The organism is Janthinobacterium sp. LM6, from assembly GCF_002002885.1.
Lineage (GTDB): Bacteria > Pseudomonadota > Gammaproteobacteria > Burkholderiales > Burkholderiaceae_D > Janthinobacterium > Janthinobacterium kumbetense.
Genome location: NZ_CP019510.1, coordinates 3,284,776 through 3,298,162 on the forward strand (window position 1 = coordinate 3,284,776; position 13,387 = coordinate 3,298,162).

Annotated in this window: 9 protein-coding genes; 7 read left to right on the plus strand and 2 right to left on the minus strand. The window is 65.0% G+C overall.

All coding sequences use genetic code 11. From position 1 onward, the window contains the following. The first annotated feature begins 108 nt into the window (after window positions 1-108). On the plus strand, window positions 109-3,681 hold the full coding sequence (locus BZG29_RS14480) for a hydantoinase B/oxoprolinase family protein (protein ID WP_077403980.1): 3,573 nt from the start codon (window positions 109-111) through the stop codon (window positions 3,679-3,681). On the opposite strand, the gene BZG29_RS14485 is transcribed toward BZG29_RS14480, so the two are convergent. Then, window positions 3,663-4,616, minus strand: coding sequence for an AraC family transcriptional regulator (locus tag BZG29_RS14485; RefSeq protein WP_077403983.1), 954 nt, complete (start codon window positions 4,614-4,616; stop codon window positions 3,663-3,665). The two genes, BZG29_RS14480 and BZG29_RS14485, sit on opposite strands and share 19 nt — an antisense overlap. Window positions 4,617-4,795: 179 nt before the next feature. Here BZG29_RS14485 and BZG29_RS14490 point away from each other — a divergent pair, with 179 nt between their 5' ends. From BZG29_RS14490 to BZG29_RS14500, 3 genes are all read left to right on the plus strand, one after another. Further along, complete coding sequence (locus BZG29_RS14490) at window positions 4,796-5,848, plus strand: NAD(P)-dependent alcohol dehydrogenase (protein ID WP_077403986.1); 1,053 nt, start codon at window positions 4,796-4,798, stop codon at window positions 5,846-5,848. A 298-nt stretch (window positions 5,849-6,146) separates the two neighbouring features. Beyond that, window positions 6,147-8,573, plus strand: a complete 2,427-nt coding sequence (locus BZG29_RS14495) for a membrane-bound PQQ-dependent dehydrogenase, glucose/quinate/shikimate family (RefSeq protein ID WP_077403989.1) — start codon at window positions 6,147-6,149, stop codon at window positions 8,571-8,573. 11 nt (window positions 8,574-8,584) lie between these two features. Then, entirely contained in the window at window positions 8,585-9,235 is a 651-nt protein-coding gene (locus BZG29_RS14500) for a TetR/AcrR family transcriptional regulator (RefSeq protein ID WP_077403993.1), read from the plus strand. 36 nt (window positions 9,236-9,271) lie between these two features. On the opposite strand, the gene BZG29_RS14505 is transcribed toward BZG29_RS14500, so the two are convergent. Beyond that, complete coding sequence (locus tag BZG29_RS14505; protein ID WP_077403996.1) at window positions 9,272-10,723, minus strand: serine hydrolase; 1,452 nt, start codon at window positions 10,721-10,723, stop codon at window positions 9,272-9,274. A gap of 252 nt (window positions 10,724-10,975) precedes the next feature. Between BZG29_RS14505 and BZG29_RS14510 the strand changes: the two genes are divergently transcribed. From BZG29_RS14510 to BZG29_RS14520, 3 genes are all read left to right on the plus strand, one after another. Beyond that, window positions 10,976-11,278, plus strand: a complete 303-nt coding sequence (locus BZG29_RS14510; RefSeq protein ID WP_077409111.1) for an HNH endonuclease — start codon at window positions 10,976-10,978, stop codon at window positions 11,276-11,278. A gap of 286 nt (window positions 11,279-11,564) precedes the next feature. After that, the gene (locus tag BZG29_RS14515) at window positions 11,565-12,098 is read left to right on the plus strand and encodes a MarR family transcriptional regulator (protein WP_077403999.1); all 534 of its coding nucleotides are present in this window, start codon (window positions 11,565-11,567) and stop codon (window positions 12,096-12,098) included. A 108-nt stretch (window positions 12,099-12,206) separates the two neighbouring features. After that, window positions 12,207-13,301, plus strand: a complete 1,095-nt coding sequence (locus BZG29_RS14520; protein WP_171985018.1) for a S41 family peptidase — start codon at window positions 12,207-12,209, stop codon at window positions 13,299-13,301. Window positions 13,302-13,387 lie beyond the last annotated feature (86 nt).

Sequence of the window (13,387 nt, forward strand, 5' to 3'; positions counted from 1 at the left end):
GTCTTCAACATAAGGCCGATGCGGACGAAAGGCAAGGCGCGCACGCCTGAAATGCGCCCCTGTTTGGCGGCTACAATAGCCATCTCACATAAGCGCGGGGGCAAGGCGATGGACTGGCAATTCTGGATCGACCGTGGCGGCACCTTTACGGACATCGTGGCGCGCCGTCCCGACGGCAGCCTGGCCACTTGCAAGCTGCTGTCGGAAAATCCGGGCCAGTACCGCGACGCGGCGCTGGCCGGCATGCGCCGGCTGATGGGCCTTGCGCCCGGTGCGCCGCTGCCCGTGGAGCAGGTGGGCGCCATCAAGATGGGCACGACGGTCGCCACCAATGCGCTGCTCGAACGCAAGGGCGAGCCCACCGTGCTGGCCATCACGCGCGGTTTCCGCGACGCCTTGCGCATCGCCTACCAGAACCGCCCGCAATTGTTCGCGCGCAAGATCATCCTGCCCGAACTGCTGTATGGTGACGTGATCGAGATCGATGAAAGGGTGGGCGCCCACGGCGACGTCGTGACGCCGCTCGACGAGGCGGCCGCGCAGGCCGCGCTGGCGCAAGCCCATGCGCGCGGCGTGCGCGCCATCGCCATCGTGCTGATGCACGGCTACCGCCATCACGCGCACGAGGCGCGTGTGGCGCAGCTGGCGCGCGAGGCCGGTTTTACGCAGGTGTCCGTGTCGCACGAGGTCAGCCCCATGATGAAACTGGTGGCGCGCGGCGACACCACGGTGGTCGATGCCTATCTGTCGCCGATCTTGCGCCGCTATGTCGACCAGCTGGCGATGGAGCTGCCCGGCGTGCACCTGCAATTCATGCAGTCGAACGGCGGCTTGACGGACGCGCGCGCTTTCCAGGGCAAGGACAGCATCCTGTCCGGCCCAGCGGGCGGCATCGTCGGCATGGTGCGCGCCAGCGCGCTGGCCGGTTTCGACAAGGTCATCGGCTTCGACATGGGCGGCACTTCGACGGACGTGTCGCATTACGCGGGCGAGTTCGAACGCGTGTTCGAGACGCAGATCGCCGGCGTGCGCATGCGCGCGCCCATGATGAGCATCCACACGGTGGCGGCCGGCGGCGGCTCCCTGCTGCACTTCGACGGCGCCCGCTACAAGGTGGGGCCGGACAGCGCGGGCGCCAACCCGGGCCCCGCCAGCTACCGGCGCGGCGGCCCGCTGGCCGTCACCGACTGCAACGTCATGCTGGGCAAGCTGCAGCCCGCGTTCTTCCCCCGCGTCTTCGGCCCCGACGCCGATGAAGCGCTGGACGCGGCCACCGTGCGCGCCCAGTTCGAGGCGCTGGCGCGCACGGTAAACTCGACCGCGGAGGAGGTAGCCGAAGGCTATGTCGCCATCGCCGTGGGCAATATGGCCAACGCCATCAAGCAGATTTCCGTGCAGCGGGGGCACGACGTCACCGAATATGCGCTCACCAGCTTTGGCGGCGCGGGCGGCCAGCATGCCTGCCTGGTGGCCGACGCGCTGGGCATGCGCACGGTGTTCATCCACAGCCTGGCGGGCGTGATGTCGGCCTACGGCATGGGCCTGGCCGACCAGAGCGCCATGCGCGAGCGGGCCATCGAAGCGACACTGGGGGCCGACCTGGCGCGCGATTTCGCCGCACTGGGAGAGCAGGCGCGGGGCGACTTGCTGTGCCAGGGCGTGGCAGGCGAGCGCATCGCGCTCGTGCATCGCGTGCATTTGCGCTATGAAGGCACGGATTCGGCCCTCGTCGTGCTGTTCGATACGGTGGCCGGCATGCAGGCGCAGTTCGAAGCGGCGTACAAAAAACGCTTTTCCTTCCTGATGCCGGCGCGCGCATTGATCGTCGAAGCCATTTCCGTGGAAGCCCTCGGCGCTTCCGATGCGCCGCAAGCGGCCACGCCGGCGTATGCGGCCCGCGCGGGCGCGCTGGCGCCCGTGCAGACGGTGGCCATGTACTGCGCCGGAGCATGGCGCGACAGCGGCCTGTATGCGGCGGACAGCCTGCGCCCGGGTGATGCCATCGACGGCCCGGCCATCGTCAGCGACGCCAACGCCACCACCGTGATCGAGCCGGGCTGGCGCGCGGAAGTGACGGCGCATGGCCATTTGATCTTGCGCAGAGTCGTGGCCTTGCCGGAGCGGCGCGCCATCGGAACGAATGCCGACCCCGTGATGCTGGAAATTTTCAACAACCTGTTCATGTCGATCGCCGAGCAGATGGGCCTGCGCCTGCAGAATACGGCCCATTCCGTCAACATCAAGGAGCGCCTGGATTTCAGCTGCGCCATCTTCGATGCGCAAGGCCACTTGATCGCCAATGCGCCGCACATGCCCGTGCACCTGGGTTCCATGGGCGAGAGCATCCGCACCGTCATGACGCGCAATGCGGGCGCCATGCGGCCGGGCGACGTCTTCATGCTGAACGACCCGTATCATGGCGGCACGCATTTGCCCGACGTGACGGTGATTTCGCCCGTCTTCGATGAAAAGGGGGAATCCATCCTGTTCTACGTCGGCTCGCGCGGCCACCATGCCGATATCGGCGGCACCACGCCCGGCTCGATGCCGCCGGACTCCACGCGCATCGAGGAAGAGGGCGTGTTGATTGACAATTTCAAGCTGGTCGACGGCGCCACGGGCGTGATGCGCGAGGACGCAACCCTGGCCTTGCTGGCGGGCGCCAGCTGGCCGGCCCGCAATCCGCGGCAAAACCTGGCCGACCTGCGCGCCCAGGTGGCGGCCAACCAGAAGGGGGCCGAGGAACTGCATAATATGGTCGCGCATTTCGGCTTGCCTGTCGTGCAAGCCTACATGGGCCACGTGCAGGACAATGCGGAGGAAGCCGTGCGCCGGGTCATCACGACCCTGAAGGATGGCAGCTACGCGCTGGACCTGGACAACGGCGCGCAGATCAAGGTAGCGATCCGGGTCGACGTGGCGCGGCGCAGCGCCGTCATCGATTTCACGGGTACCTCAAGCCAGCTGCCGAACAACTTCAATGCGCCGTCCGCCGTCTGCATGGCGGCCGTGCTGTACGTGTTCCGCACCCTCGTCGACGACGAGATTCCGCTCAATGCGGGCTGTCTGAAACCCTTGACCGTGATCATCCCGCCCGGCTCCATGCTCAACCCGCGCTATCCGGCTTCCGTCGTCTCGGGCAACGTGGAAACCTCGACCTGCATCACCAACGCCCTGTATGGCGCGCTGGGGGCCATGGCCGCTTCGCAGGGGACGATGAACAATTTCACGTTCGGCAGCGAGAAATACCAGTATTACGAGACAATATCGGGCGGCTCGGGCGCCGGCCCCGGCTTCGACGGCACGGACGTGGTGCAGACGAACATGACCAATTCGCGCCTGACGGATCCGGAAATCCTCGAGTGGCGCTTCCCCGTGCGCCTGGACAGCTACAGCATCCGCGCCGGATCGGGCGGGGCGGGGCGCTGGCATGGCGGCAATGGCGGCGTGCGCCGGGTGCGTTTTTTGGAACCCATGACGGCGGCGATCCTGTCGAACAACCGCATTATTCCCCCGTTCGGCATGGCCGGCGGCGAGGCGGGCGCGCTGGGGCGCAACTACGTCGAGCGCGTGGACGGCACGGTGGAGCACCTGGCGCATATCGGCAAAACGGACATGCGGGCGGGCGACGTGATCGTGATCGAGACGCCGGGCGGCGGCGGCTACGGCAAGACGGAATAGGCCAGGTCAGCACTGGCACCGGCGCCGCTGAGCTGTGCGCGCACCTGGCCCACGTCGCGCATGGGCGCGCGGCCGAACTGGCGGCTGTATTCTCGGCTGAACTGCGATTCGCTGGCGTAGCCGACCCGGTAGCCGGCCGTGCCCGCGTCGATCTGCTCGACCAGCATCAAGCGCCGCGCTTCCTGCAGCCGCAGCAGCTTCTGGTACTGCATCGGCGTCATGGCGGTAATCGCCTTGAAGTGGTGGTGCAGCGACGACATGCTCATGTTCGCCATGCCGGCCAGGTGCTCGATGCGCAGCGGCTGCGCGTAATGGTGCTTGATCCAGTCGATGGCTTGCCCCACCTGGTGCGACTGGCTGCTGGCCAGCGCCATGTGGCGCAAACGCGCGCCCACGGGGCCATTCAGCAGGCGATACGTCAGCTCGCGGCGGATCAGGGGCGCCAGCGCGGCGATTTCCCCCGGCTTGTCGAGCAGGCGCACGAGGCGCAGCATGGCGTCGAGCAGCTCGGGCGACACGTCGCTGACGGAAATGCCGCGCGTGGCGGGCAGGATTTTCTGCTGCGCGGTGCCGGTTGCGCCGCTTTCGCTGTCGAGCAGGGCCGCCACGTCGGCGATGTCGATGCCCAGCACCACGCACAGGTGCGGCTTGTCCACGCTCGCTTCCACCACGCGCACCTGCACCGGCAGGTCGACGGACGTCAGCAGATACTGCATGCGGCTGTAATGGAAGGTTTCCGTGCCCAGGGTGACGTCCTTCGCTCCTTGCGCGATGATGGCCACGCTGGGCCGCGCCGCATGGAACAGCGATTCCGTGACGGAGGACTGGCGGTGGAAGGTCAGGTTGCCGATGGCCGTCGCGTAGTCGCCGGTGCGCGGCGCGTGGCGGCTGATCAGGGCGGCGATTTCGTCTTGGGGCAGGATTAAGGTAGGCATGGGTGGCAGTATGCGTCAGGCGAGGGAGGGCAGGGGCTGATCTTACGCAGATTTGGAGGATCGTGCAAAGGTCTTGCAGGATCGCGGTAACGGCAGGCCGGCTTCTCGGGCACACTTGTGCAATCGCATGCATGGCACGCGTTCCCCCTCGTTACACACATATAGATACAGGAGTTTTCATGACCACCATCGCCAAAGGCTACGCCGCACTGGGCCCGACCTCCGCACTGCAACCGTTCACGTTCGAGCGTCGCGCCCCGCGCGAAGACGACGTGGCCATCTCGATCAAATACTGCGGCGTGTGCCATTCCGACATCCACCAGGCGCGCGACGAATGGGGCGGCGCCGCCTTCCCGATGGTGCCCGGCCATGAAATCGCCGGCGTCGTCACGGCCGTCGGCGCCAATGTGAGCAAGTTCAAGGTGGGCGACCACGTGGGCGTGGGCTGCTTCGTCGACTCCTGCACCACTTGCAAGACCCGCAACGTGGACCTGGAACAGTACATGCCGGGCCTGATCCAGACCTACAACGGCGTCGAAGCGGACGGCAAGACGGCCACGCAGGGCGGCTACTCGGACAGCATCGTCGTCAAGGAAGGCTATGTGCTGTCGATTCCCGACAATCTGCCGCTGGACGCCGCCGCGCCGCTGCTGTGCGCCGGCATCACCCTGTATTCGCCGCTGAACCACTGGAAAGCCGGCCCCGGCAAGCAGGTCGCCATCCTGGGCATGGGTGGCCTGGGCCACATGGGCGTGAAAATCGCCCACGCCATGGGCGCCGAAGTGACGGTGCTGAGCCAGACCCTGTCGAAGCGCGAAGACGGCCTGCGCCTGGGCGCCGACCATTATTACGCCACCAACGACGCGGAAACGTTCAGCAAACTGGCCGGCACCTTCGATCTGATCATCTGCACCGTGGGCGCTTCGATCGACTGGAACCAGTACATCAACCTGCTGAAAGTGGACGGCAACATGGTCATCGTCGGCATCCCGGACGGCGCCGTGCCGCCCGTGAACGCCTTCGGCCTGGTGGGCGCGCGCCGCAGCCTGTCCGGCTCCATGATCGGCTCGATCAAGGAAACCCAGGAAATGCTGGATTTCTGCGGCAAGCACAATATCGTCTCCGACATCGAGATCATCCGCATCCAGGATATCAATGAGGCGTTCGAGCGCGTCGTCAAGAGCGATGTGCGCTACCGCTTCGTCATCGACATGGCGTCGCTGGCTGAGTAATTTGATAAGGGGTCGGACCCGTCGGGTCCGACCCCAGCTTTTCCGATGCTGCGCCCTGAGCATTATTGGACGCTCCGAGCGACGCACAAGGCTGGGGTCAGACCCATCGGGTCTGACCCCTTGGTCCCCGCCAGTTCCCCATCCCCGCCAAAAATCAAGCTCCCGCGTCAATTTTTCTTTCCTTGCGTCAAAAATCGGCATAAAATGAAACCGTACAGTACAGTTTCACTACGTAGATTTAAAAAATCAGCCATCCCCGGCGTGTTGGCCTGGGCAGGGGAGGCGTCATGGATAAAAAATGGACACTTCAACAAAGAATGGAGCGGCGGCGATCCCGGCGGTCTCCAGGGGCAAGCGCATTGCCCTGGCGGTTTTCGGCATATTTCTCGGATGTTCCGGCCTGGCCCTGGCGGCGGGCGGCATCGAACTGATTACTCTCGGCGGTTCCTGGTATTACCTGCCGGCCGGTCTCGGCTTGCTATTGGCGGGCGTGCTGTATTGGCGCCGCAAGCTGCTGGCCAGCGGCGTTGTCGCGGCGCTGCTCATCGCTACCCTGGTCTGGGCCGTGTGGGAAACCGGCTTCGCCTTCTGGCCCATGGTGCCGCGCCTGGCGCCGTTCCTCGTCATCGGCCTGGCGGCCGCCTTGCTGCATCCGTGGCTGGCAGGCCGTGGCCACAGCGGCCAGTCGCGCGGCTTCGCGGCCCTGTTCGCCGTCGTGCTGGCGGCCGGTTTCGCCTCGATGTTCCAGCCGCACGGCGTGACGGAAGCGACGACGCAGCCGCAGCAGGATGCTGTGACGGTCGTCAATGACGGCAGCGCCAATTGGGCGCATTATGGCCATGGGCCGAAGGGCACGCGCTTCGCGCCGTACACGCAGATCGACAAGGCTAACGTCGACCAGCTGCAGGTGGCGTGGACCTACCGCACGGGCGAGCTGGCCGAGGGCGCGTCGGAATCGCAAAACACGCCGCTGCAGATCGGCGACACCATCTACACGTGCACGCCGACCAGCAAGGTCATTGCGCTCGACGCGGACACGGGCAAGGAGCGCTGGACTTTCGACCCGAAGCCGGCCAACACCAAAACGTGGAACCGCTGCCGCGGCGTGGGCTACTACGAGCCGGCCAAAGTGACAAAGCCGTTCCGCTTCGAGGGCATGCAGGCGGCCGGCGCGCCGGTGGCGGGCGCATGCGCCAGGCGCATCGTGCAAGTGACCATGGATGCGCGCCTGATTCAGATCGACGCGCAGACGGGCAAGCAGTGCGAGGGCTTTGGCGACAAGGGCTCCGTCGACCTGACCGTCGGCCTGGGCAAGGTGAAAATGAACGTGCCGTACTATGCCTACACGTCCGCGCCGACTGTGGCGCGCAACCTCATCATCCTCGGCGGCTGGGTCTTCGACGGCCGCTCCACCGATGAACCGTCGGGCGTCGTGCGCGCCTACAGCGCCGACACGGGGGAACTGGTGTGGGCCTGGGACCTGGGCAATCCGGCCATCACCAAGCTGCCGCCGGAGGGGCAGACCTACACGCGCAGCACGCCGAACATGTGGTCGACCCCGGCCTTCGACGACGAATTGGGCCTGGTGTACCTGCCGACGGGGAACGAGCAGCCGGACTTCTGGGGCGGCAAGCGCCCGCCGCTGACGGAAAAATACGCGTCGGCCATCGTCGCCCTCGACATGGCCACGGGCCGCGAACGCTGGACGTATCAAACCGTCCACCACGATATCTGGGATTACGACGTGGCCGCGCAGCCGGCCCTGTACGATGTCCCGGACGGCAAGGGCGGCAAGACGCCAGCGCTGGTGCAGCTGACCAAGCGTGGCCAGATATTCATGCTGGACCGCCGCACGGGCAAGCCGCTTGCCGAAGTCATCGAAAAAGCCGTGCCGCAGGAGCATGCGGCCGGCGACTGGGTGTGGAAAACGCAGCCATACTCCACCGGCATGCCGGCCCTCGGCGCGGAAACCCTGACGGAGCGCGACATGTGGGGCGCCACCTTCTTCGACCAGCTGGCGTGCCGCATCAGCTTCCGCAAGCTCAATTACAAAGGGGAGTTCACGGCGCCCAGCACCCGCGAAACCTTGATTTACCCGGGCTACTACGGCGGCTTCAACTGGGGCGGCGCGGCCGTCGATGAAAGCAATGGCTATATGTTCGTCAACGATATCCGCATGCCGCAGGTGGTCAGGCTGGTGCCGCGCGAAACGGTGGACGTGGCCAAGCTGACGTCGGGCCACGGCGTGGGCAGCACTTATCCGATGGATGGCACGCCCTTCGTCATCGACCACAAGGCATTCAATTCACCGCTGGGCATACCTTGCCAAAGCCCGCCGTGGGGCGTGTTCGCCGCCATCGATTTGAAGACGCGCACCAAGGTGTGGGAGCGTCCGGCCGGCACGGTGCGCGATGCCGTCATCCACGGCGTGCGCGCGCGGCTGCCCATCCCGCTGGGCATGCCCACCCTGGGCGGCGGCGTGAGCACGGCGTCGGGCCTGGTGTTTTATGCGGGCACGCAGGATTATTATCTGCGCGCCATGGACATCGCCACGGGCCGTGAAGTGTGGAAGGCGCGCCTGCCCGTCGGCTCGCAAGGCACGCCGATGACGTATGTGTCGCCAGCCTCTGGCCGCCAGTACGTCGCGGTGGTGGCGGGCGGCGCCCGCCAGAGTCCGGACCGGGGAGATTACGTGATAGCATACGCGCTTCCCAGGACACAGTAAGAGTTTGCTTCATGCCCCAGTTGCGCACCGTTCCAGCTTCCCCGAGTACCCGAAGCGAGGAGCGGCGGCGCAAGCTGCTGGCGGCGGCGGCGGACCTCTTCCTCGCCTCCGGCTACGACGGCGTCAGCATGGACGCCATCGTGGCCGCGGCGGGCGGCTCGAAGGCCACGGCCTACCGCTACTTCGGCAGCAAGCAGGAGCTGCTGGTGGCGGTCGTCGAATACCTGTGCGCCGATTTCATCATCGACCTGCGCCGGCTCGATACCTCGCAAGCGGGCCTGGAACAGGGCTTGCAGCTGATCCTCGATGAACTGGTGGCCGTCGTCACCAGCCCCCGCCACGTAGACTTTTATCGCCTCGTCGTCACGGGCGCGGCCGCCGTGCCGGCCGTGGGCCTGACCTGGTACGAACACGGCCCGCAAGTGTGGCACGCACTGATCCTGCGCCTGCTGGAGCAGCAGCGCGCCCAGGGCCGCATCGCGCCCGACACCGCGTTTTCGAACCTGCCGCAAATTCTGTTCGACGCCGTCTTTTCGCACCTGACCACGCGCACCGTCATGCTGGGGCAGGGCGGCAATGCGGCCACGTTCCGGCCCTTGATCGCGGAGCTGATCGAGCTGGTGGTGGCGCGGGTGGAACGCAGGGCGGAGTCGGCCCGATAGGGCCGTAATCCGAGAATAGTCTGTTGGCCGGTGGTCTCAGGGATTTGTGCGCCGGAGCTTTTCCAGTTCTTCAGTCGCGTGGCGATTGCCTGGATCCAGGGCCAATACCCTGGCATAGCCGGCGCGGGCGCCTTCGCGGTCTCCCGATGCAAGCAGGGCTTCAGCCAGGCTGTCGTGGACGTTATGGCTAAGGGGATGGGCTTCCGCATTCCAGCGAAAGACCTGGATGGCAGCTTCCGGCTGGCCCTTGCGTAACAGGCTATAGCCAAAAGCGTTGAGTGCGGATTCGCTCACATCGTACGTTGCGGACTCGCGTACTCCCAGGCGGAGGTAGGCGGCACGCATTGCGTCCAGGCCTTCACGAAACAAGATGGGACTGAGGGCAGCCTGCAGGCTGCGTCGCGGCAAGGCCACCGGTTTGCCGTGCACAAGGTCGGCAATGTCTCTTGCCATCGCGACCACCGTCGCCCCCTGCCAGGCATTGTCAAGAATGACGATCGCCACATGATCGGATAAGGAGCGCACAAATATGCTCTGGTAGCCAGGGACGCTTCCCGTATGCAGGACAACGGGAAGTGGCGTATCTTTTCGTACGGCCCAGTCCTCGACCTCCCAGCCGTAACCATAGCCCTTGCCCCTGTTGGTGAACATTTCGCGCTGGGACGTCTGCTTGAGCAGGCGGCCGCCGGCCAGCGCAGCGTCAAAGCGCGCCAGGTCGAGCGCCGTCGCATACAGGCCGGCCGCGGAATAAGATACGGATGGATCGATATAGGGGGGCATCACGTGCGTGCCATCGTCGGCCTGCACGGTTCCCTGTGCAAGTTTCGCGATAATTGCGCGGCCATCGAATACGCCGCTGTCCTGCATGCCCGCCGGCGCAAAGACATATTGTTTCATATTCTCGGCATAGCTTTTCCCTGTGGCCGCTTCCACTATCATTCCGAGCAAGTAATAGCCGTTGTTGTTGTAGCGCCAGGTCCCGGGTTCGCTTGCCAGTGCGCCAGGAATCCATTCGCTTGCGAATTCTTTGGGCGTGTAATGACGGCGCGCGTCCTTGCTCCAGAATGTATCGGTGTAGCGGGATGGCAGATCGGCCAGGCCGGACGTATGCGCCAGCAGTTGTCGCACCGTTATTTTCCCCGCGGCAGTACCTGCATACGCCGCCGGGAGGTAGGTGCCGACGGTTTCATCGAGGTTGATACGGCCAAGCTCCGCGAGCCGCATGACCAGGGTCGCAGTGAGCGGCTTGCTGAGCGAACCGATACGAAAGACGCTATCGTCGGTGACGGCTACCTTCCAGGCCGGCTGCGCGATGCCAAACGCGGCTTGGTAGATGGGCTGGCCATCGCGCGCGACCAGCACGACGCCGCTAAAGTCGCGCTGTTCAGCGTAAGCGCGCACGAGTTCGTCAAGCGTGCTTGCCTGGACATTGACAGCGGCGCTCAAGGCGAATACGACCGCAGCTATCAGACCTATCTTCTTTTGCATTGTTTCCCCTTGTTTGGCAGCGTGCTACCCGCCGCTCATGATAAAGGCTTAACAATACGCTGTGATTTTTCACCGCTTGACAGGCATGCGACGGACCGCCCGAAAAGAGGGGCAGAATGCACACTGGCCAGATATATGGAGTGGGTCCATTGCGCAATTGCGTCGGGCAGCTTCCGGCCGCTATTTTTGGCGTGATGCCGCCAAGGGGCGGATGATATAGTGGCGGGAATGTATACACTGAAAGAAACTGCCATGAAAAACGACGCAACCGCGCGCCCGCAAGCCAGCCAGACACCTGCCAGGCTCAGTAAAGGGGATTTCGTCACCGCATTGCGCAAACTGCTGCAAGAAGAGGGAAAGGCCGGCAAGACCAGCGTGGACGTGCGCGCTGCGACCCTGCACACCGACGTCGGCGTGTATCCGGCGCGCGGCCACTCGATGCCGACCTGTTGCACGGTGATGTATGAAGAGATGCAGCCCGGTGACGAGATACTGCTGACGCCATCCGGCGGCAAGGGACCCACGCTGCTGGTACGGTACAAATTGCCGCGCTGACAATCGCGGTCCAGGAAACAGCTTACAACCTGGCGTAAATGCAGGCGATGACTTGTAGCGCGCCGTAGCAGCCGCGCTGCTGTGGCCAGCTTGGTCGGGCAGGGCATCCCTCGCCATCCGCCGTGGCGGGGAAGTCCCTTTGCCTCTGAACGCCATCCATCCGTTTCTCATCTCGTCTCTCATCTTCCTGGGTTCCACGCGGCAGCCTCCGGCGGCGGCCGCCAGCGTTGTCAAATGTGGAAAATATTTACATAAGCTCTTATGTAAATGGTGCTACCATGGTTCCATGAAACCTGGACTCGGCACACAATTACGACATCTCATCGAACTGCTGGACGGCGCGGTCGAGCAAGCCTATGTGGAAGCGGGGCTCGATTACCGGCCGCGCTACACGCCGGTCATGCGCGTGCTGGCCGAGCAGGCTAGCGCGACCATCGGCGAGCTGGCGGCCATGGCCGGCCTCACGCAGCCGGCCGCGACGCAGACGGTGGCCTTGATGGTGAAAAAGGGCCTGTTGACGGTGGCCGCCGGCGGCGCAGACGGCCGGCAGCGCGTGGTGCGCCTCAGCGCCGATGGCGAAACGCTGCTGCCGCGCCTGCGCGTGTGCTGGCAGGCGACCAAATCCGCAGCCGACAGCCTCGATGCGGAACTGGCGTTTCCCTTGTCCGCCTGTCTCGAACAGGCGATCGCCGTACTCGAGACGCGCTCTTTCGGCGCGCGCATCCGCGACGCCAATTTGCAGCGCCTGCGCGACGGCGGGCCACAGCTCGATACCGCTCTGGCGCAGGCACGGCCACACCTTGACGATCAATCCGAATGAGGCAGGCATGCCTGCCCAGGCGCCGCTTCGATGACGTGCCCAGGGGGCATCGCGCGTATTTTTTTCACACAACGATCAATCGCTTCGCAGTCCAACTTGGAGGAATGTATGTCAGGTAGCAAGAAATTTGTCGCAGCTGTCGTATTGGGTACGCTGGTGTCGTTTCAGGCCTTGGCGGCGGCGGACACCGTCTTGAACGCGTCCGGCCGGGCTGCGGTCGTGCAGACACTGGTCACGAAAATGAACGCGAATTACATCGAACCTGCCGTGGCCGAACGTGTCGGCACTGCGATCAGCAGGAAAAATGCCGAAGGAGGCTATGCGGCCGCCGCCAATACCCAGGCGTTCAGTGCGGCGCTGGCGAAGGACTTGCGGGAGTTGAGCGGCGACTTGCATTTCGGCACCGCGGTGTACGAAGGCCTTCGCGAGCGCAGCGCCGCCCCCGAGCTGCCTAGCCGCGCCAAGACGGACGAATGGCGCGACCAGACCGCGCGGCGCGGCTATGACATCGAGAAGATCGAACGCCTTCCCGGCAACGTCGGCTACATCGAGCTGCGCGGCTTCGGCGGCCCGGAATACGTCGGCGCGGCGTACACGGCGGCGATGTCGCTCATGGCGGGGACGGATGCGCTGATCCTCGACCTGCGCCGCAACGGCGGCGGCAGCCCGGCCAGCGTGGCCTACCTGATGAGTCATTTCTTCCCGCTCGGCGACGAGCGTCACCTGATCGACATGTACGATCGTCCGACCGGCCTGACGCGGCAGTTCTGGACCGTGAAGACGGTCGCACAGCGTTACGACAAGCCCGTGTACGTGCTGACCTCGGCGCGCACGTTTTCCGCCGGAGAGGACTTCTCCTATGGCATCCAGGCGCAGAAGCGCGGCACGGTGGTCGGAGAAACCACCGGCGGCGGCTCCAATCCCGTGAGCTGGTACAACCTGGGGCAGGACATCATAGTCTCGATCCCGACCGCGCGCACGACCAATGTCGTCACCAAAACCAACTGGGAGCACGTCGGCGTGAAACCGGACATCGCCGTGCCTGCGGCGCAGGCGTTGCAGACGGCGCATGTCGCCATCCTGCGCAACCTGGTGTCATCGTCCAAGGAGGGCAGCGAGCGCAAGGAACTGCAGCGCGTGCTGGCGATGGCGGAAAAAGGCGAATCCGAGAAGCCGGTCTACACGCTCAGGGGCGAGCCTTGATACAAGCCGCCGAACGTGCCCGCGAAGAAGCGCGCGCCGCTCGCCAATCTGACCCGCGTGACTGATCTGCGTTTTTGACGCCAACG

Coding starts and splice junctions, on each gene's coding strand:
- BZG29_RS14480 (WP_077403980.1), top strand. CDS start 109: ATGGACTGGCAATTCTGGATCGACCGTGGCGGCACCTTTACGGACATC.
- BZG29_RS14485 (WP_077403983.1), bottom strand. CDS start 4,616: ATGCCTACCTTAATCCTGCCCCAAGACGAAATCGCCGCCCTGATCAGC.
- BZG29_RS14490 (WP_077403986.1), top strand. CDS start 4,796: ATGACCACCATCGCCAAAGGCTACGCCGCACTGGGCCCGACCTCCGCA.
- BZG29_RS14495 (WP_077403989.1), top strand. CDS start 6,147: ATGGACACTTCAACAAAGAATGGAGCGGCGGCGATCCCGGCGGTCTCC.
- BZG29_RS14500 (WP_077403993.1), top strand. CDS start 8,585: ATGCCCCAGTTGCGCACCGTTCCAGCTTCCCCGAGTACCCGAAGCGAG.
- BZG29_RS14505 (WP_077403996.1), bottom strand. CDS start 10,723: ATGCAAAAGAAGATAGGTCTGATAGCTGCGGTCGTATTCGCCTTGAGC.
- BZG29_RS14510 (WP_077409111.1), top strand. CDS start 10,976: ATGAAAAACGACGCAACCGCGCGCCCGCAAGCCAGCCAGACACCTGCC.
- BZG29_RS14515 (WP_077403999.1), top strand. CDS start 11,565: ATGAAACCTGGACTCGGCACACAATTACGACATCTCATCGAACTGCTG.
- BZG29_RS14520 (WP_171985018.1), top strand. CDS start 12,207: ATGTCAGGTAGCAAGAAATTTGTCGCAGCTGTCGTATTGGGTACGCTG.